Origin of the sequence: Acetobacter fabarum (assembly GCF_029069195.1) — a bacterium.
Classification (GTDB): domain Bacteria; phylum Pseudomonadota; class Alphaproteobacteria; order Acetobacterales; family Acetobacteraceae; genus Acetobacter; species Acetobacter fabarum_A.
The window spans coordinates 266,558-286,005 of the sequence record NZ_JARDYK010000002.1; the positions used below are offsets into that span (position 1 = coordinate 266,558).

15 protein-coding genes are annotated in these 19,448 nt (G+C 53.4%); 9 read left to right on the plus strand and 6 right to left on the minus strand.

Annotated elements, in window-relative coordinates; translation table 11 throughout:
• Window positions 1–354: 354 nt before the first annotated feature.
• Both PY793_RS04505 and PY793_RS04510 read left to right on the plus strand, forming a co-directional pair.
• Window positions 355–1,338, plus strand: coding sequence for a DUF1852 domain-containing protein (locus PY793_RS04505; protein WP_275176914.1), 984 nt, complete (start codon window positions 355–357; stop codon window positions 1,336–1,338).
• A gap of 27 nt (window positions 1,339–1,365) precedes the next feature.
• Window positions 1,366–2,394: a methionine synthase gene (locus PY793_RS04510; protein WP_275176915.1), complete on the plus strand. Its 1,029-nt coding sequence runs from the start codon at window positions 1,366–1,368 to the stop codon at window positions 2,392–2,394.
• A 104-nt stretch (window positions 2,395–2,498) separates the two neighbouring features.
• Here the strand turns inward: PY793_RS04510 and metF are convergent, their stop codons facing one another.
• On the minus strand, window positions 2,499–3,431 hold the full coding sequence (metF, locus tag PY793_RS04515) for a methylenetetrahydrofolate reductase [NAD(P)H] (protein ID WP_275176916.1): 933 nt from the start codon (window positions 3,429–3,431) through the stop codon (window positions 2,499–2,501).
• Between the two features lie 190 nt (window positions 3,432–3,621).
• Here metF and PY793_RS04520 point away from each other — a divergent pair, with 190 nt between their 5' ends.
• Complete coding sequence (locus PY793_RS04520; protein ID WP_275176917.1) at window positions 3,622–4,524, plus strand: LysR family transcriptional regulator; 903 nt, start codon at window positions 3,622–3,624, stop codon at window positions 4,522–4,524.
• 107 nt (window positions 4,525–4,631) lie between these two features.
• Here the strand turns inward: PY793_RS04520 and PY793_RS04525 are convergent, their stop codons facing one another.
• Together PY793_RS04525 and PY793_RS04530 are read right to left on the minus strand one after the other, a co-directional pair.
• Window positions 4,632–5,750, minus strand: coding sequence for a glycosyltransferase (locus tag PY793_RS04525; protein ID WP_275176918.1), 1,119 nt, complete (start codon window positions 5,748–5,750; stop codon window positions 4,632–4,634).
• Window positions 5,751–5,798: 48 nt separating this feature from the next.
• Window positions 5,799–6,143, minus strand: a complete 345-nt coding sequence (locus tag PY793_RS04530; RefSeq protein WP_275176919.1) for a glycosyltransferase family protein — start codon at window positions 6,141–6,143, stop codon at window positions 5,799–5,801.
• A gap of 549 nt (window positions 6,144–6,692) precedes the next feature.
• Between PY793_RS04530 and PY793_RS04535 the strand changes: the two genes are divergently transcribed.
• The 5 genes from PY793_RS04535 to PY793_RS04555 all read left to right on the plus strand — a co-directional run bounded on the left by PY793_RS04535 (window position 6,693) and on the right by PY793_RS04555 (window position 15,361).
• Entirely contained in the window at window positions 6,693–8,036 is a 1,344-nt protein-coding gene (locus PY793_RS04535) for a lipopolysaccharide biosynthesis protein (protein WP_275176920.1), read from the plus strand.
• Window positions 8,037–8,101: 65 nt separating this feature from the next.
• A complete protein-coding gene (locus PY793_RS04540; protein WP_275176921.1) occupies window positions 8,102–9,019 on the plus strand; it encodes a glucosamine inositolphosphorylceramide transferase family protein in 918 nt (305 codons plus the stop codon).
• Window positions 9,020–9,426: 407 nt separating this feature from the next.
• Window positions 9,427–12,618, plus strand: a complete 3,192-nt coding sequence (locus PY793_RS04545; RefSeq protein WP_275176922.1) for an efflux RND transporter permease subunit — start codon at window positions 9,427–9,429, stop codon at window positions 12,616–12,618.
• On the plus strand, window positions 12,618–13,823 hold the full coding sequence (locus PY793_RS04550; protein ID WP_275176923.1) for an efflux RND transporter periplasmic adaptor subunit: 1,206 nt from the start codon (window positions 12,618–12,620) through the stop codon (window positions 13,821–13,823). Before PY793_RS04545 ends, PY793_RS04550 begins: the two co-directional genes overlap by 1 nt.
• 44 nt (window positions 13,824–13,867) lie before the next feature.
• The gene (locus PY793_RS04555) at window positions 13,868–15,361 is read left to right on the plus strand and encodes an efflux transporter outer membrane subunit (RefSeq protein ID WP_275177104.1); all 1,494 of its coding nucleotides are present in this window, start codon (window positions 13,868–13,870) and stop codon (window positions 15,359–15,361) included.
• Window positions 15,362–15,370: 9 nt separating this feature from the next.
• On the opposite strand, the gene PY793_RS14190 is transcribed toward PY793_RS04555, so the two are convergent.
• Complete coding sequence (locus PY793_RS14190) at window positions 15,371–15,691, minus strand: transposase (protein WP_408744662.1); 321 nt, start codon at window positions 15,689–15,691, stop codon at window positions 15,371–15,373.
• The gene (locus PY793_RS04560) at window positions 15,669–16,286 is read right to left on the minus strand and encodes a TetR/AcrR family transcriptional regulator (RefSeq protein ID WP_275177105.1); all 618 of its coding nucleotides are present in this window, start codon (window positions 16,284–16,286) and stop codon (window positions 15,669–15,671) included. The genes PY793_RS14190 and PY793_RS04560 overlap by 23 nt, the downstream gene beginning before the upstream one ends.
• Window positions 16,287–16,390: 104 nt before the next feature.
• Here PY793_RS04560 and PY793_RS04565 point away from each other — a divergent pair, with 104 nt between their 5' ends.
• Window positions 16,391–16,960 (plus strand): hydrolase, encoded by a 570-nt coding sequence (locus PY793_RS04565; RefSeq protein WP_275176924.1) that lies wholly within the window; start codon window positions 16,391–16,393, stop codon window positions 16,958–16,960.
• 287 nt (window positions 16,961–17,247) lie between these two features.
• Here the strand turns inward: PY793_RS04565 and PY793_RS04570 are convergent, their stop codons facing one another.
• The gene (locus PY793_RS04570) at window positions 17,248–19,398 is read right to left on the minus strand and encodes a heavy metal translocating P-type ATPase (RefSeq protein ID WP_275176925.1); all 2,151 of its coding nucleotides are present in this window, start codon (window positions 19,396–19,398) and stop codon (window positions 17,248–17,250) included.
• Window positions 19,399–19,448 lie beyond the last annotated feature (50 nt).

Below are 19,448 nucleotides of genomic sequence, written 5' to 3' on the forward strand. Positions count from 1 at the left end.
CTTGCAGAACAGACAAATGCCTTCTGCACAGCGGGAGTATTTGTCTGAGGCTTCGGCCTTACGCCATTCCTCGACGTGCTTAACGCGCAAGCGAATTACGCCGAGGCGCAGATCGGCCTTTGGCTTGATCCTTTTTGAGCGTGATCCTGCTTATCTCAATGTATGAGTAGAATTTATGTTTTTATGAAATCAAATCATTTTTATTCACCATTATGTTCAGGCATAAAGCAGAGACAGTGTTTAACGGCAGACATGATGAGCATCATCAACTGAGAAATCAGAAATGAAAACTGGGATGTTTCTGGAATCCCATAAATCAGACTCTGGTTTTCATGGAAAAAACGCAGGATCACAATGATTCAGGATTCTACATTCAATATCCGTCGGCTTCGTTTCGATGAGAACTATCATCCATCCGACAGGACGCGCCTTACGACCAATTTTGCCAATCTGGCAAGAGGAGAGAGCCGTCAGGAAAACCTGCGCAATGTTCAGCGCATGATTGACAATCGTTTTAATGATCTGGCGCGCTGGGACAATCCCATAGGGGATCGTTATTCTGTCGAGCTTGAAATTGTTTCAGTGGAAATGGATCTTGCCTTTGCCGGTAAGAGCGGTAGCTTCCCCCTGATCGAAGTTCTGTACGCTACAATCGTTGATAAAAATGACAGCAAGCGGATAGAAGGCCTCGCAGGGAACAGTTTTTCCTCATATGTCCGGGATTATGATTTTAGCGTATTACTGAAAAACTACAATAAAGATAAAACAGAATTCTGTGTTCCTCATGATTACGGAGATTTGCACGGGGCTCTCTTCAAAACTGTGGTGAACTCGTCAGCCTACAGGAAGAATTTTGGGAAACTTCCTGTAATATGCCTCAGTGTTTCTACCAACAGGACCTATCACCGGACGGAAAACCAGCATCCTGTTCTGGGTGTTGAATACCAGCAGCATGATTTTTCCCTGACTGACCAGTATTTTGAAAAAATGGGCATGAAGGTTCGTTATTTTATGCCTGCCCGCAGTGTTGCACCTCTGGCGTTCTACTTTTTTGGTGATCTGCTGGCTGATTACTCCGCTCTGGAGCTTATCAGCACCATCAGCGTGATGGAGTCTTTTCAGAAGATCTACCGTCCTGAAATTTACAACGCCAACGCGGCTGCGGCTGACTGTTTCCAGCCTACTCTGAAGTATCAGGATTATTCAAATACCCGGATTGTCTACGACCGGGAAGAACGCATCCAGTTGGCGACTGCGCAGGGAAAATATACGGAAGAGAATTTTATCGGACCATATCACGATATTCTTGCACAATGGTCTGCCAGTTACGCCGCCTGATCCATCAGAAAAACAAGGTCATTTTTCATGAAAACACTGCTTCCCACCTCAACGGCTGGTAGCCTGCCCAAACCCTCATGGCTCGCACAGCCCGAGACACTCTGGTCGCCCTGGAAATTGCAGGGGGAAGAACTGGTTGAAGGTAAACAGGATGCGCTGCGCCTGACGCTGGATGACCAGGACCATGCTGGCATTGATATCGTCAGTGATGGCGAACAGACCCGGCAGCATTTTGTGACGACATTGATTGAACATCTTAGTGGGGTCGACTTCGAGAACCGGCAGACGGTTAAAATTCGCAATCGTTACGATGCAAGTGTTCCGTCTGTCATAGGGGCGGTGGCACGTGAAAAGCCGGTTTTTGTCGAAGATGCGAAGTTTTTACGCACGCTGACAAAAAAGCCCATCAAATGGGCTCTTCCTGGCCCCATGACCATGATCGACACGCTCCATGATGGCCATTACAAAAGCCGCGAAAAACTGGCATGGGAATTTGCCAAGATACTCAATCAGGAAGCAAAAGAACTGGAAGCGGCTGGTGTTGACATTATCCAGTTCGATGAGCCTGCCTTCAATGTTTTTTTTGACGAGGTCAATGACTGGGGTATTGCCACGTTAGAAAAAGCCATTGAGGGATTGAAATGCGAAACTGCGGTTCATATCTGCTATGGTTATGGCATTAAAGCTAATATCGACTGGAAAAATGCTCTTGGAGAAGAGTGGCGCCAGTATGAAGAGATATTTCCCAAACTACAGAAATCCAATATCGATCTGATTTCACTGGAATGTCAGAACTCTCGTGTTCCGATGGATCTGATCGAACTCATTCGCGGAAAAAAAGTGATGGTAGGAGCCATTGATGTGGCTACCAGAACGATTGAGACGCCAGAAAAAGTCGCAGATATTCTGCGCAAGGCGCTTCAGTTTGTTGATGCTGACAAGCTTTATCCCTGCACGAACTGCGGTATGGCTCCTTTGCCGCGTAATGTGGCACGCGGCAAACTCAATGCTTTGGGGGCAGGCGCGGAAATCGTTCGCAAAGAACTTTCAGCCTGACAGGCGATCCGGGACATTCCATCAGGCGGGCATGGCGTGCTTCATGCCCGCCATGATGTCAGCATTTCCACCATTCCCGCTGTTTTTGAACACTCTGCCAAATTTTAGGCTGCGTGTTGTCCCGCTGGTCGTGCTCCAAGAAGATGCGCAATCGCGTAGGTAAGGTCAGAACGATTTAACGTGGAGATATGAAACGCGTTGAGTCCGTAAGCCTGTAAAGTGCGGATTTGCTCCACCGCCACGATGCTGGCAATGATACGACGAAGTTCAGGGTTTTCTACGGTTCCTTCAAACAGCTCTGTGAGCCAGTCTGGTATTGTTACACCACATAATGCTGAGAAACGTACAATCTGCCCGTAGTTCGAAACGGGCATAATGCCGGGAATGATCGGCGCGGTAATTCCGGCTGCCAGACACCGGTCAAAAAAGCGTAGATAGGTCTTCGTATCAAAACAGTACTGGGTTATGGCGCGTGTCGCTCCGGCATCCAGCTTGCGTTTGAGATTGTCCAGATCGGCGTCCGGCCCCAGAGCGGCGGGATGTGTTTCAGGGTAGGCGGCGACAGAGATTTCAAAATCCGCGATGCGGCGCAGACCAGCGACAAGATCGCTGGCATAGGCGTAACCACCCGGCTGTGGGGTGGCATTAGCCGAGCCTGTAGGAGGGTCACCGCGCAGGGCCACGATATGCCTGATACCAGCCGCCCAATAGCGCCGGGCGAGGTCATCTACATCCCTGCGGGTTGTTCCGGCACAGGTCAGATGGGCGGCGAGGGCAAGATCGGTCTCCTGCTTCATGCGCAACACGGTGGAAAAAGTGCCAGCCTGTGTGGTTCCGCCAGCCCCATAGGTTACCGAGACAAAGTGGGGTGATAGCGGCGCCAGACGCCGGATACAGTGCCACAGGCGCTGCTCCATCATGTTGGTTCTTGGCGGGACAAACTCAAAGGATATGGCAGGTGCCGGGGTATCGAACTTGCGCAAGAGCAGGTCATTGACGCGCTCTTGCAACAGCCATCTGTTCAGTGCGCCGGCCATGTCAGTTATCAAGAGTCATGGCACCATGTTTTGTGCCAAAGATTTTGGAGGAAAGGCCGTGAGTATTGATCGGGAGCATGGAAAGTTATCCGAATGAATCATGAGGTTCTTACGATAACGGTTTATGAAAATGAACTGAAATGATATGTTTTTATAGGTATATGAAATTTCTGCATTTATTGGGCGTGGCATGAATATTCTGGAACGTAGTCATCTGACAATCATTCGGGAAGTCGCGCGGGAAGGTTCGTTGACGGCCGCCGGGACGCGTCTGAACCTGACCCAGCCAGCACTCAGCCATTCTATTCGCAAGATCGAACAGCAGCTTGGTGTCAAGATATGGCGGCGGGAGGGCCGGTCTCTTGTGCTCACTCAGGCGGGAGAATGGCTGTTGTCACTGGCAAACCGGCTGCTTCCGCAGTTTGAACTGGCCGAAGGCCGCCTTGAGCAATTTGCAAATGGTGGACGGGGCACACTCCGTATCGGCATGGAGTGCCATCCTTGCTATCAGTGGCTCCTCAAGGTGGTCTCTCCCTATCTGGAGAGATGGCCAAAAGTCGATGTCGATGTAAGGCAGAAGTTTCAATTCGGCGGAATTGGTGCGCTGTTCAGTAATGAAATTGATATTCTGGTCACGCCTGATCCGCTTTACAAAACTGGCCTGAAATTCACGCCAGTTTTTGATTATGAGCTTGTGCTGGCCGTCGGTCCGGAACATCCTTTACGGACTGCAAAGTTTGTCCTGCCAGAACAGCTTGCAGACGAAACACTGATTACCTATCCCGTTCCGTCCGAACGGCTTGATATTTACACGCAGTTTCTGCAACCAGCAGGGTTTGGCCCAAAGCAGCAGAAGCAGATCGAGACAACGGACATCATGCTGGTGATGGTGGCGCATGGAAGAGGGGTTGCGGCACTTCCACGCTGGCTGGTGGAAGAGTATGCCGCCCGCTTTGAACTCCATCCTGTGAAGCTGGGCAAAAAAGGTATTGCAAAACAGATATTTCTTGGTCATCGAGAAACTGATGAAGATGTTAAATACCTTGCAGATTTTATAAAATTCGCTTCTGAACCATTGGCGTGTCTGTTGTGACCCTCAAAGGCGTTGCAGGCGGACAGGGTGTTATTCAGCTTCGGGGCATGCTGTCTCCATCAGGCTCTATTGGCAATACAGGGTAACCGGCCCCTGCCTGATGCTGCTTACACCCGATCTGCGCGCATCCTGTTTTCCACGGCTGCAATATATTTTTGCGCGCCAACGTTGATCCGAAAACGTGCCACACGTTCTCCGGTCATGTGGGTAATATCCTGCCCGCTACGTAGGGCCTCAATCAACCCTCTGGCCAGAGCTGCGGGGTTGTTGGGCGGTACGACCGTGCCGCAAATGCCATCGTCAAAAATATCATACACGGCTGGCGTGCAATTTGTTGTCACAACATAACGCCCGGCTTCCAGTGCTTCCAATAGAACTGCACCATATCCTTCCCGGCGGGAAGAGAGGACAAAAATGGCGTTCCTATCCAGATACGGACGTATATTCGGCACATACCCTACCAGTTTTACACAGTCCTCCAGCCCGTGCTGGTGTATAAGCTGTTCCAGGGCGGGTCTTTCCTCTCCCTCCCCACAAATGGTCAGCCGGGCTTGTGGCAGCGCGTGGTGCACCTGCGCAAAAGCTCTGACAAGATCATCAAATCCCTTCTGCTCAGTCAGGCGGCCAGCGGCAACAACAGACAGGGTTGCAGGGCGCGGCGTGGGAGGAGCGTTTGTTTCGTCCAGTGCGGGCAACGGTATGACGAGAGTGTCTGTTCTATGCAGGATGGTGTTGCTCTGGCTTGCACTCAGGCTATCCATGGCGACCACAAGATCGCTCCTGTTCAACAGGTAGCGCATACGCATGTTAAACAGCATCTGCCTGAACTGTGAACGACCGGGTTTGTAAATAAGGGAACTGATCTGGGAGACAAGAACAGGCCGCAAAGGTAACGGCAGACGGGCCAGTTCACGCGTGACAGGCCAGTGGTAATTACCCGGAATATAGCAGAAATCTACGGGGTGTTCGGCAAAATACTGCCGTGCCTTGCGTGCAAGCTGGTACATGCTGCCATAATGACGTGCCATGGTGGGAGAAGTGCAGACCACCCTGACGCTGGCAGAGAGGAGATGGTGCATTTCTCCCTGAATGGAGGCACAGAATACCGTTACCGAAAACCCGTTGTCGGCCCAGTAATTTGCAAGTCTGATGGCTATTCTTTCCGAGCCACCGAACTTGAAATCATGAATGATTACACCAATGCTTGACAGTTCTGCATACTTCATGTCGGAATCCATAATATATTTTAAATTTTTATAAAATATCTGTATTTTTTATAATCTCATGGAGGCCTGCGGACCAGACCCCATAATCCGCAAGACCCGGCACGGGACGCGCCAGCCCTGTATGATTTTTCCCCAGACAGCCAGAATCCTGCCAAAGCCTTTCTGGTGCGTCAGCCGTTCAATGGCGAGAACACGGCCTGATGAATCCGGGGCATATTGCACGGACGGCAGAGCGGGCGCCATATCGGGAGTGCAGACCGGCCTGACTTTTGGGGCCAGTTTTTGGCAGTATAAGGCCATGTCCACCTTGCAGTTCAAATGCTCCCAGACAATGCAGCGAATACCGGCCAGATGGCAGGCCGCAACACCGCACAGGGCGTGTGTGCTGTTCACTCTAGCCAGAACATCCAGCTCTGATGCCCTTATATGCCCGAATAGCAAGCGCCCGGCACAGGGTTAAGAGGGCGTGCAATAACGATTGTTGCCTTTTACTATCATGAGTAAGTAGCTTCAACCAATCTTCTTTCTGTACCAAGCAGGAAAAAGATTGCCCAGCCAGAACCAGCACGCCACAGCGGAGGCATGCGCCAGAGACAGCAGCTTGTCCTGTCTGTTCTTCAGGCTCCGAATCAGAAAATCAGGGTCGAACCAGTAATTGGCAGGATCAATGGCTGCACGCTTGCTCCTGCCAAGCCTGAAATCCCTAAAAATAACACCGATTTTAAAAACATTTCTATCTGTAAGGTTATGTATTCAGAAAATATAAGGAATATATAAAAATACAAATCTCTAATTGATAAAATAAATATATGTTCAATTTAGGCTATTTTTATTGTTTATGCCTGTGATTTTGAAAATCAATGCATGGGATGCGCCTTGTTTTCCACACACCGCCAATTGGTGTAAAAGCCGTCATTCGAGCCTTTGAATATGTGAGATTGCATGGACCACAACCACCATTCTGTTTTTGTTCGTATTCTGGGAAATACAGGAATCCTGATCGGCAGCCGCGTGATCAACGCTGTATGCAGTTTTGTCTATGTTGCCTGGGCAGCCCAGACACTGGGCTTGCGGGAATTTGGCGTTATGCTGCTTGTCACCACTTTTGCTGCCATGGTGTGTGATATCACGCACCTGCAGTCGTGGCAGTCTCTTTTGCATTACGGCACCAGCTATTTTGAACAAAAGCAGTTTGACCGATTTTATGGTGTGCTCGCCTTCTGCATCCGTGCGGATTTTATCAGCGGGCTGATTGGCGCGGTTGTGGGGCTGGGCGGCGTGGCTTTGCTGGGTCGTTCCTTTATGGGGTGGGATCAACAGGTCCAGTTTGACGCCGCTTTATGCGTGCTGACCATTTTTTTCATGAATACAGGCTGGTCAACCGGCATGCTGCGGTTGTGCAACCGTTTTAAACTTGTTCCTGTCTATGAATTTTTAACAACATGTGTGCGCACAGGTGGCACGGGTATCGGTTTTGTCTGCCATTTTGGTATTGGCTACTTTCTGCTTGTCTGGTCCCTGACCCAGTTGACCATGTTTGTATCCTGTAGCTGTGCCGGGGTGTATCTGGTTAAAAAACAGACTGGAGGTTTTCCTTCCTTTTCCCAGATCATTCTGGGCAGGGCAGGCATTACGGGCATATGGCCCTACACGGTCAAGACAAGTGTGAATCAGGTTCTGGAATCCTTGTTCTCGCAAGGGGCCACGCTGCTGATTGGTGGCAGGCTGGGGGCAAGCGAGACCGCGGTGTACAAAGTGGCACGGCAGATCAGTAACGGACTGGCCAAGCCCGCGCAGTTGATGATTGCAACACTCTACCCCGAATTCATTCGCCTGCGGGATGCGCAGGACTGGCAGGGCATACGCACTGTGATCTTCAAGATATTTGGTCTCATCATTGCATTTTCAGCGCTCTCGCTTGTGCTGACGGCAACGGTCGGCAACCTTCTGTTTTCTTATATGCTGCATGATGTCTGGCCCGGCCAGAAAACCATACTCCTGCTGCTTGTCGGCGGTTCCCTGCTGGACATCTGCCTGATCCCGCTGGAGCCGTTCCTTGTCATGATCGACCGGGTTTCCATACTCCTGCGGTGGCGTGTTATTGTGATGTGTCTTTATTTTCCGCTTCTTTTTGTGTTCATGGAGTTTGGCGGCATCAAGGGCGCATCGCTGGAAACCCTTCTAGCCTCGCTGATGATGTTTGTGGCCTGCGCGCTTCCTGTTCTGCGCCAGCTTAACTACAAGGTTGCCCAGTCCCGGCCCGCAGGCCAGGTTACGCCGGGCTAGGCAGACCATGCTGCCCGTCTCGGGGTAGCGTCAATATCGGACCCGACAATCAAGGAACACCCACCATGGGACTGCGAAAAGACATCTGGCGCGTTGGTATTGTAGATAGCCCCCTCTGTGCCATTCTTGAGCATGGCACGCTTGAGGGTCTGCCCGTTGTCTGGACCCCTCCCATGCGCAGCTTCTGCTTTCGTGCAGACCCGTTTGGCCTGTGGCGTGATGGCAGGCTGTATGTGTTTGTGGAAGATTACGACCACCGCGTGCGTGTAGGTTCCATAGATGTTTTTATCTATGATGCAGCCTTTAACCTCAAAGAGCAGCGCAAGGCGCTCCAGACTCCGTGGCACCTCTCCTATCCCTATGTTTTTGAGGCAGACGGGCAGACATGGATGCTGCCAGAAGCCCACCATTCGGGCAGGCTCACGCTGTATCGGGCCGTCAGCTTTCCCGATCAGTGGGAGGAAGCCGCTGTGATTCCTCTTGGTGAGGATATTGCCGTAGATGCAACCCCCTTTTTCCATGACGGGCTATGGTGGCTGTTTTACACACCTGCCAGACGTCCGGCGGCCCCAGTGGGCGAACTCCACATTGCCTATGCCCCAGACCTGCTTGGCCCCTGGCAGCGCCACCCATCCAATCCCGTAAGGCTGGATAATGCCAGCACCCGCCCCGGTGGCACTCCTTGCGTGTTGGGTGGCAAGGTTGTCCTGCCCGTACAGGACTGCACCCATACCTATGGCGGAGCCATTCGCCCTCTGATCTTTGATGAACTGACCACACAGAAGGTGAGAACTCATGCCGGTCCGGTCATTCGCATGCCTGCAGGCTATGCACCCTATACTGAGGGCATGCATACACTTGCAGCCGCAGGAAACGTGACCCTGATTGATGTTAAATACACCAATCTGTCTGCCCACGGGCTGGGGTTGCAGGCATGGCGTGAAGTTAAAAAATTATTCCATAAGATACCATCACGGGCCTGAGCAGCATGCGCTGCCAGTGGCCCGTCCAGACAGAACTGCAATGACCTTGATGACATTGATCCACTCGGAATTGGGGGGAAACCGGGCGCCCTGACGGGCCATGGCTCATTCTGGGAATAGAACGCTCTGTCTGCGTCAGGGACAAATATCCTGTATTGATGAGGTGAGAGCAGGCTCCGCCCGGGAGCCAGATTTGTCAGATACGTTGTCTCTCTCTGGTTCCATAAAATAAGAAAATATATTTATATTTCACAGATGTTGATAAAATTATTTTTTTCAACATTAAAATAATGCGCGCATATTAATTTTGTTTTTATATCAATAAAATTTTTTCTAACAGATTTTTGAATAAAAACTTCCTAGCTTCAGGCCAATCCCAACCACAATCCATCGAGAACTGGGAACGCATGAATGCTCTCGTCATAATCGCATTGAAACGACCCTATACTTTTGTGGTCCTTTCCTTGCTCATTCTCGCATTTGGCGTCATGTCTGTACTGCGTGCGCCAACCGACGTCTTTCCCAACATCAAGCTGCCCGTCGTGTCTGTCGTGTGGACATATGGCGGCATGCTGCCAGAGGAATTTGCCGGACGCATAACCTATAATTACGAACTGGCCGTGACCTCCACCGTGGAGGGCATAGAACACATGGAGAGCAGTTCGTATTACGGTCGCAGTATCGTCAATATCTACTTCCAGCCCGGAACGGATATTGGCGAGGCGGAAGCCGAAGTTACGGCTATTTCCCAGACTGTTATCAAGCAGTTGCCTGATAATATTCCCGCCCCCATGGTCATGCGTCTGGATGCGTCCTCGGTTCCGGTTCTGGCCTTGCAGGTTACCTCGGACAAGCAGACCCCCTCCGACCTGTACAAGATTGCAATGACGCGCATCCGCCCCGTTCTTGTAACAGTGCCGGGCTCGGTTCTGCCACATGCTTACGGGGGGATGGACAGCTTTATTATGGTTGCGCTCAATCAGACGCAGCTTCAGGCGCATCACCTTTCCGCAATGGATGTGCAGAACGCCTTGCGCAAGCAGAACATTGTCCTGCCTGCCGGGGACCAGAAAATAGACCGCACGGACTGGATGGTTCAGACCAACGCCACCCCACGCTCCATGCAGGAACTGGGGGATATTCCCGTCAAGCGCGTGGGAAATTCCGTGATCTATGTGCATGACGTTGCCAACGTGTACCGTGGCGGTCACCCACAGACCAACCTCGTGCTTGTAAAGGGCAAACAGGGTGTTGAGGTTGTTGTCATGAAAAGTGGTGACGCCTCAACCCTTGATGTTGTTGCCAGAACCAAGGCGCTGTTACCGCGTATCCAGCAGATTGTGCCGCCGGATGTGCATATTTCGATTCTGAACGATGCATCGGTTTTTGTTAAGGACGCCATCCGTGACGTCGTGCGCGAAATGCTGACGGCCGCAGCGCTGACCGGTCTGGTTGTGCTGTTGTTCCTTGGCTCATGGCGTTCCACCATCATTATCGCCACATCTATTCCCCTGTGCATTCTGGCCGCCATTATCTGCCTGCTATGGGCTGGGCAGACCATTAATGTCATGACACTGGGCGGCCTTGCTCTGGCGGTCGGTATTTTGGTCGATGACGCAACTGTCATGATCGAGAATATCGATACCCATCTGGAAATGGGCAAGGATCTGGAAACGGCCATTATCGACGCGGCCAACCAGATTGTTATTCCCACGCTGGTTGCCACCCTGTGTATCTGCATTGTGTGGACCCCGCTGTTCCGCCTGAGTGGCGTGGCGGGGTGGCTGTTCATGCCCATGGCAGAAGCCATTGTTTTTGCCATGCTGGCCTCGTTCATCCTGTCGCGCACACTGGTGCCGACCATGGCCAAATATCTGCTGGCCGGGCAGGTGCATCCCGGCCTGCACGGGGATGAGCATGAAGCCTTGCCCAAGGGTGTTTTCGGGCGGTTCCAGAACAGGTTTGAACATGCTTTCCATGCCTTCAAGCTCCGTTACGGGCGGGTTCTGGAACGTGTGGTAACCCGGCGTTACAGGTTTGTGCCCGTGTTTTTGGGGGTATCAGTTCTCTCGCTCGCCCTGTTTGCCGTGGTGGGGCAGGACTTCTTCCCCGAGGTCAGGTCCGGTGCGTTGCAGATGCACATGCGTGTCCCCCTTGGTACCCGGATCGAGACCACAGGGCGCATCGCCAGTCTGGTGGATGACCGTATCGAGCAGCTTCTGCCCGGCAGGGTGGAGGGGATCATCAACAATTGCGGTCTGCCAGAAGGCCCGCATAATCAGGCGTTCATTCCAACTCCCTCAATAGGTACGCAGGATTGCGACCTGAGCATCACGCTCAGGAACGAGGTCTCCCCCGTATGGAATGACCGCGCGGTGCTGCGGCGTGCGCTTTCGGCCAGTTTTCCCGGTACGGTCTTTACGTTCCAGCCTGCGGACCTGACAGAAAAAATCCTTAACTTTGGCTCCCCCGCACCTCTGGATATTCAGATATCAGGCCCCGATATCCGGGATAATTACCGCTATGCCCGCCTGCTGGTGAACCGCCTGCGGCATATACCCGGCGCGGTGGATACGGTTATCCAGCAGACCATGGCTACGCCAACACTGTTTGTGCAGGGCAACCGCACATTTGGTCAGGCTACGGGCATGACCGAAGGTGATATTGCCAGTAACGAACTCATGACTCTCTCCGGCAGTCAGACGGTGGACCCGCAATACTGGCTTGACCCCAAGACCGGCATTACCTTCCCGCTGAATGTCTATGTCTCTCAGGATCAGCTCACACATTACAACAATCTGCTGACCATTCCGGTTGATAAGGGCGATAATGACCCCGAAGGTAAGGAGATGCAGCTTCTGGGCAGCATCAGCACCATCACGCCGATCGGCACACCGGGGCAGGTGTCTCATTACAACTCCATGCCGGATATTGATATTTACGTTTCCACCGAGTTTACGGACCTCGGGTCTGTCCTGAACCGGGTCAAGCAGGAAATCGCCGCAACACAGAGTGATCTGCCGCGCGGCGTGGCTGTGGACATCCGCGGGCAGGCCACCACCATGCATAGCGCTTATGTGGAGTTGATTGCCGGTCTCGTTGTCTCGGTCTTGCTGATCTATATGCTGATTGTGATCAACTTCCAGTCCTGGATTGATCCTTTTATTATCATCTCAGCATTGCCGGGGGCTCTGGCGGGTATTGCGTGGAGCCTGTTCCTGACCCAGACGCGCCTTTCCGTGCCTGCGTTAACAGGTGCGATCATGTGCATGGGAACAGCTACGGCCAATTCCATTCTGGTCGTGTCCTTCGCCAAGGAACGTTTTGCCATGCACCACAGTGCTGTGACCGCAGCGATTGAAGCCGGTGTTGGCCGTATCCGCCCGGTTATCATGACAGCTTCGGCCATGATTATCGGCATGGTGCCAATGGCCATCAGTAATTCCCAGAATGCGCCACTCGGCAAGGCGGTTATTGGCGGGCTGGTTGTGGCTACGGTTTCCACCCTGCTTTTTGTCCCCTGTGTTTATGCAATTTTCCACCATCGCCCGGAAAAGCCATCCAGCACGGATGCCTCCAACCGGCAGGAGACTGTCTGATGTTTGTTGCTAGCAAAGGCAGAATTGTCATTATTTTCTTCGCGGCTGTCATGATGGCGGATATTGCGTATCTGCTGGTGCAGCGTGCCCATAATACCGTGCGCATCCAGCAGGATGCGGCCTATGACCGGGTTCCCGATGTTGCTCTGGTCCAGCCAAAGCCCGCACCGTCAACAGTAACCCTGTCTTTGCCGGGTACGATCAGCGCATGGTACGAAGCCCCCATATATGCGCAGGTCTCTGGCTATGTGCAGATGTGGTACCGTGATTACGGCGCAGTCGTAAAAAAGGGTGACCTGCTGGCGGCAATCAATACACCCCGGCTGGATGCGGAATACGCGCAGGCTCAGGCGGACCTGAAGGTGGCGCAGGCCAAATATGGCCTTGCCGCCATAACCGCCACACGCTGGCGGGCCATGGGCCAGTCACAGGCTGTATCCGGTCAGTCTGTTTCTGTGCAGAACGCTAATGAACAGTCCGCCAGAGCCGAGCTGGAAGCCGCCGAACACAAGGTGGCCCAGTATCAGGCCATGATCCACTTCAAGAGCATTGAAGCACCTTTTGATGGCGTGGTCATCGCGCGTAATATCAACGTGGGTGACTACGTAGGAGCGGGGAGTGGCAGCATGAATGCCAACGGCACAGCCAGCGAACTGTTTACCGTGGCGGATACCCATGCCATGCGCCTGTTTGTATCCGTGCCGGAAACATTTTCTTCCATTCTTCAGCCCGGACTGGTGGCAAAGGTTTCCGTGCCACAGTTCCCCAATGCTGTCTTCGAGGCAAAATTCCTGACTATTGCTAAAGGTTTTGACCCCAATACCCGCACGGTCATTACGGAGTTTTCGATTGATAATGCCGGGCAGAAACTGTGGCCGGGCAGCTTTGCTTCCGTCACCCTGACCGCCCCGGCCAACAAGGGAGTTTATACCATTCCCACCGGCGCGCTGGTGTTTCAGGAACACGGTATGCAGGTTGCCACGGTTAATGCCCAGCACATCACGCATTACCAGAACATAACCGTGGGCCGCATGTCGGACGCCTACACGGAAGTCAGTGCCGGTCTTTCTCCCGATGACCGGATCATCAACAACCCGCCTGCTGATCTGATGGAGGGGGGGAAGGTCAGGCCCGTGGAGCCGGTGCAGGGTTACCTCAGCACACCACAGGCAACGGCTGAAACAAAGGGGGATGATGACGAATGAAACAGGTATCTGCATATTTCCGCCCCCTGTCTGTCCGTGCTTTGATGGCGCGGGCTGGTCTGCTGCTCTCCTTAACGGCACTGAGTGCGTGCGATCTGGCCCCCCGTTATGCACCGCCACAGTATGTTGTGCCCGCGTCATGGCATGGGCAGGGGCCTTTTAAGGATGCAGCCCCCGGCACAGTGGCGCTGAAAACAGACTGGTGGACATTGTTCGGTGATACCGTGCTGAACGGGCTTGAGCAGGAAGCACTGGCCAACAATGCTGATCTTCAGGCCGCTGCGGAGCGTTTTTCGCAATCGCGTGCTATTGTCATGGAGGCGCGCTCGGATCTGCTGCCGCATTTTGGCATGGCGTTTGGCTCAAGCGATAACAAAAGCTCGGCAGACAGGTTGTTCCGCTACAAAGGCCCCATAACAGCCACGGATGAGTTCTATTCCGGCCTTGCAAGCTGGGAGCCGGATATCTGGTCAGGAATTCGCAACCAGGTGCGGGTGCAGAAGTACTATGCACAGGAGCAGGCGGCGGACTATGCGGCAGCACGGCTCAGCCTGCAGGCGGAACTGGCAACGGATTATTTTGCCCTGCGTGGACTGGACGCACAGAGCGCCATTTATAACCAGTCCATTGCCTATTATCAGCAGGCGTTACACGTTACCCAGACACGGCTGGATAACCAGAACGCCACCGGCATTGATGTGGCCCGCGCACAGAACCAGCTTTACATGACGCAGGCCCGCCTGCTGGATGCGCAGGCCCAGCGGGAGGTGCTGGAACACGGTATTGCCGTGCTGGTGAACGAGCAGCCATCGACCTTCCATATTCTGCCGGTTAATGATCTGACCAATGTAGAGCCCATTGTTCCTGCGGGTTTACCCTCTGATCTGCTGGAACGCAGGCCCGATATTGCGGTATCAGAAAGACGTATGGCGCAGGCAAACCGGGCTATTGGGATTGCGCGTGCGGCGTTTTATCCGCATGTGTTTTTTAGCGCCAATGGCGGGTTTGATTCCAATGGTTTCAATCTGGCTAATCTGGCTAATAGCATGTGGTCTTACGGGGCATCGGTTTCCATGCCTCTGTTTGAAGGCGGGTTGCGTCGTGCCCAGTTGCAGCATTCCTGGTCCGTTTACCGCGAAACGCTGGACCATTACCGTATGACCGTGCTCTCTGCATTTGCGGATGTGGAGAACGGGTTTTCCATGACCAATCGCCTGCGGGCAGAAAGCGAGCGCTTGGGACAGGCGGTAGGAACGGCGGAAAAAGCCCAGACCCTGACCATGACACTGTATAAAGGCGGAGCTGACAACTATCTGGATGCGTTGATTGCTCAGGTCAACACGCTGGATGCACGGATTGACCATGTGCAGGTGCAGGCCCGCGCCCTGCAAAGTACAATCGGGCTGATCCGCGCGCTGGGTGGAGGCTGGCGTCAGAAAGACCTTCCCACACCTGATGCGACAATGACATTTGGTGTCATGCAGTATTCAGGCCTGCAGACACCGTCGGATACGCTTCAGCAGCTTAATAAAAAATAGGTTCGGGACTCATGCTTGGAGATGGAATATAAAGCTTTCCACAAGTGGGATTGCGAACATGTTTTCGATCAGATGACACGTCTTATACAGATACCGGTTGCAAGGTGGTTTTGATTTCCGGTTCTTCTTCGGCGGAATACAGGCTGTGATATTGCGTTCTGCAGGTGATAATCTGATCTGGTTGCTGTCGTAGCCTCTGTCCCCGATGACTTCTTCTGTCTCATCGGGGAGGTCTGCCAGAAGCACGTCTGCGCCTCTGAAGTCACTGACCTGCCCCGCAGTCAGATGAAGGCGGACAGGACGACCCTTAGGGCCGCAGCCTTGCGGCAAGGTAAAGCCGGTTCATGCTGCGCAGTTCATCAGGCGCGGCCGGTGTGGTCGGTGCATCCTTCAGGACCATGCCCAGCATGGTTTTCATGTTATTCAGCACCACGACTGCAATATCCTGTGCTGCTGAGGCATCCAGTCCGGGGGCGCAAACCCGAAGTGCCGCCGCAATACCCTGCAATGCCCTACTTTGGGAAGTTTTCCGTATTTCTGCCCTGTCAGTCCGGGCGTCCATCAAGGCAGGAAGTGATTTTACACGCGGGTAAAGAGTAACCATCAGATCGATCAGGATATCTGCCAGCTCTTCGGGCGAAAGATCTGCCGCCCGTGCGGCCAACGCCTCGTATTCTTCATGCATAATGGCGGTATGGTGCTGCAACAGCGCCGTGGCTATGGCTTCCTTGTTGGGGAAAAATCGATAAAGCGAGCCGATTTTTACACCTGCACGTGCTGCAATTTCAGCCATGGTGGTGGCCTCATACCCACGCTCTGCCATGATGTCGGAGGCAGCGGCCAGCAATTCTGCCACCCGCTGACGCCCCCCGGCACGGCGTGGCTGGATAGGTTCGCGTTTCTCACTTGACGTATTTGAGTCCATGCTCAAATAATACTCCTGTTTGAGTTTACCCTCAAATTATATCAATCCAGCGTCTGTCGGACAATAAGTCCGCGAAACGCACAAACGGACAAGGACCCTTCATCATGATTTCTCTGCCGGTATCCCGAACAGCTCTGGTCCTGATTGATCTGCAGAAAGGTATTGCAGGGCGACCGCTGGCCCCTTTTGCAGGTGGCACAGTGGTGGAACGTTCAAAAAATCTGGCTTCCCGTTTTCGTGCGGCTGGAGGACTCGTAATTCTGGTAAATGTCGCTTTTGCTCCGGATTTTGCTGATGCTGTGCAAACAGAGGTCGACCGCCCCATCGCACCGCCTTCGGGCGGCTTCCCTCAGGACTGGGCCGAACTGGTGGATGGTCTGGCCGAACCGACGGACCTCCTGATCACAAAACGGCAATGGGGCGCATTCTATGGCACTGATCTTGATCTACAGCTCAGGCGGCGTGGAATTGATACCATCGTTATGGGAGGAATCGCGACAAATATAGGCGTTGAATCCACGGCCCGCGCCGCCTACGAGCATGGATATGGCGTTGTTATCGCCGAGGATCTGACGTCGACCTTCTCGGAGGACATGCAGCGTTTCGCCTGTGACCACATCTTCCCGATGCTTGGGAGGGTAACAACGAGCGACCTCATCACTCTTGAAGCATAACCGCAGGACTGTTGGAATATGCCCGCCCTGATACTTGTCTGAGGTTCTGTTTTTTAAAAAAGGTATAGGAAAATAAAGATGATATTTTGTATGGTGCGCGGAGAACCGCGGATGGTCATGCAAAATATTAAGAGCCAATAACTGCACTATTTTTTATGGGTATCGTTCAGGCCGTGCAGTTTCCGCCATATGCGCAGACAGAGAGCAAAGCCTGACTGACTTTGCTCTCGTGCCATTGCCTGCTCCTGTCTTTTGCGGCAGATCAGCAAGGGGCAGGCTGTCAGGCTCTATGCGCTCTTTTGCGCAGGACCAGAGAGTTCTGTGCGTAAAAGCCGCAGGGCGTTCAGGGTCACAAGAACAGTTGCGCCGGTATCCGCCATGATAGCCAGCCACAGACCCGTCATGCCAAGAATGGTCGTTACCAGAAAAATCCCTTTCAGGCCGAGTGCTATGGATACATTCTGCCGGATGTTGCCCATGGTCGAACGGGCAAGGCGGATAAGGGCGGGAATATCTGTAATACAGTTGCGCAATATGGCGGCGTCTGCGGTTTCCAGAGCAACGTCTGTTCCCGAGCCTATGGCAACACCAACGGTTGCCTGTTTAAGGGCAGGCGCATCATTAATGCCATCCCCCACCATCATTACCGGGCCATGCATTGCCAGTTCACGGATGGTCTGCTGCTTCTGTTCTGGCAGAAGCTCGGCTTTGTACTTCGTGTGCAGCAGGGCCGCAATGGCTGCGGCCGTGCGCTGGTTATCCCCTGTCAGAATAATGGGCGTGATGCCAAGGCTGCGGAGCTGTCGTATTGTTTCCTGTGCATCCTGCCTTGGCTCATCCCGCAATCCGATCAGCGCCAGAGCCGTGTTGGCATAGAGAACAACAACCGTTTTTCCTTCACTTTCCAGAGCGGCGGCCTGTGCGGCAGCAGCACCGGACAATGCGCCCTCCTGTATTGCGTGCCGGGGGCTGGCGACAGTTATGATCTGCCCATCAAACACCGCAGAGACGCCTTTGCCCGGAATGGCGCGGCTATCCTGCACGGATGGCAGAATCATACCTTCCGCCTTGCGTACAATGGCCTGAGCCAGTGGGTGGTTCGAGGCTTTTTCAACTGCGGCGGCAAGAACAAGGACTGTGGCTGCGGAGCGTTCATCCAGACATAGAATATCCGTTACCTCGGGCTGGCCCAGGGTCAGGGTACCTGTTTTATCCAGTGCGACCGTTTTGGTTGCCGCCGTGGCTTCGATAACGGCTCCACCCTTCATAAGCAGGCCATGCCGGGCGCCCGCGTACAGAGCCGATGCAATTGCGGCGGGGACCGAAATAACCAGAGCGCACGGACACCCGATAAGCAGCAGGGACAGGCCACGATAGACCCAGACCGACCATGCCTGCCCAAAAAGCAGGGGCGGGATGCTTATAACCAGCGCGGATAGAACAACAATGGCGGGCATGTACCAGCGGCTGAAGCGGTCGATAAAGCGCTGTGTTGGAGCGCGTGAGTCTTCAGCCTGCTCAACCAGTCGGATAATCCGGGCAATCGTATTGTCGGCTGCTGCGCGCGTTACCTGTACGCGCAGGGCTGTTTCGTTATTAATTGCCCCTGCAAACACCGGGTCACCCGGTCCGCGTGTTACGGGCATGCTCTCACCCGTGACGGGGCTTTCATCAATACCGCCGGTGCCGGAAATGATTTTTCCATCCGCAGGAATACGATCCCCCGGCCGTACAATAACAACATCGCCGGGCACAAGTTCTGCTGCCGCGACGTCTTCCATCATGTCGTTTTTTTCGCGCAGGGCCGTTTTGGGTACCAGAGTGCCTAATGCCCGAATGCCATCACGCGCATGGCTGACGGCAACGCCTTCAAGCAGCTCGCCCACAGCAAACAGGAAGACAACCAACGCCGCCTCCTGCGCCGCGCCGATGAACAGCGCACCTGTTGCGGCAATGCTCATCAGGGCTTCAATGGAAAACGGCTGTCCTGCACGGATGGCCGCAAAAGCCCGTAGGGCAATAGGTATAAGACCGGCAAGACAGGCTACAATAAAAGGCCAGACTCCCGCCGCAGGGAGCACAAGCACAAGCCCCCATGCAACAAAGAGCAAAGTCGCGGTAAGCAGAACCAGATGCCCTTTTCCCGTCCTGTACCAAGGGGCATCGGCTTGCGTGATGTGCTCTTCAGCACCCGTGTGTGGTGCAGATGCGTCCTGTGTCCGTGCAATGGCTTCAAGACCGTAGCCAAGGCTTTTTACCCTGTTTGCAATGTCTGCCGCGGGCGTGGCATGCGCTGTTGTCGTAACCCGGAGTTTTCGGGACATGAGAGATACTTCAACGGCTTCAACGCCCGGTAACTGGGTTACGGCTCCTTTTATTTTTGCAACGCAGGACGGGCAGTCCATCCCTGTTATAAGCCACTCATGTGTATCTGGCATTTTATCCTCCTGTCCCAACGCGGGAGAATGAGATAGCTACATCCTCTAGT

What these genes read in the sequence shown, in the direction of transcription:
- PY793_RS04540 (WP_275176921.1), top strand. Translation starts at nt 8,102, where the DNA reads ATGGGACTGCGAAAAGACATCTGGCGCGTTGGTATTGTAGATAGCCCC.
- metF (WP_275176916.1), bottom strand. Translation starts at nt 3,431, where the DNA reads ATGGCCGGCGCACTGAACAGATGGCTGTTGCAAGAGCGCGTCAATGAC.
- PY793_RS04560 (WP_275177105.1), bottom strand. Translation starts at nt 16,286, where the DNA reads ATGGACTCAAATACGTCAAGTGAGAAACGCGAACCTATCCAGCCACGC.
- PY793_RS04505 (WP_275176914.1), top strand. Translation starts at nt 355, where the DNA reads ATGATTCAGGATTCTACATTCAATATCCGTCGGCTTCGTTTCGATGAG.
- PY793_RS04565 (WP_275176924.1), top strand. Translation starts at nt 16,391, where the DNA reads ATGATTTCTCTGCCGGTATCCCGAACAGCTCTGGTCCTGATTGATCTG.
- PY793_RS04510 (WP_275176915.1), top strand. Translation starts at nt 1,366, where the DNA reads ATGAAAACACTGCTTCCCACCTCAACGGCTGGTAGCCTGCCCAAACCC.
- PY793_RS04545 (WP_275176922.1), top strand. Translation starts at nt 9,427, where the DNA reads ATGAATGCTCTCGTCATAATCGCATTGAAACGACCCTATACTTTTGTG.
- PY793_RS04555 (WP_275177104.1), top strand. Translation starts at nt 13,868, where the DNA reads ATGGCGCGGGCTGGTCTGCTGCTCTCCTTAACGGCACTGAGTGCGTGC.
- PY793_RS04525 (WP_275176918.1), bottom strand. Translation starts at nt 5,750, where the DNA reads ATGAAGTATGCAGAACTGTCAAGCATTGGTGTAATCATTCATGATTTC.
- PY793_RS04550 (WP_275176923.1), top strand. Translation starts at nt 12,618, where the DNA reads ATGTTTGTTGCTAGCAAAGGCAGAATTGTCATTATTTTCTTCGCGGCT.
- PY793_RS04570 (WP_275176925.1), bottom strand. Translation starts at nt 19,398, where the DNA reads ATGCCAGATACACATGAGTGGCTTATAACAGGGATGGACTGCCCGTCC.
- PY793_RS04535 (WP_275176920.1), top strand. Translation starts at nt 6,693, where the DNA reads ATGGACCACAACCACCATTCTGTTTTTGTTCGTATTCTGGGAAATACA.
- PY793_RS04520 (WP_275176917.1), top strand. Translation starts at nt 3,622, where the DNA reads ATGAATATTCTGGAACGTAGTCATCTGACAATCATTCGGGAAGTCGCG.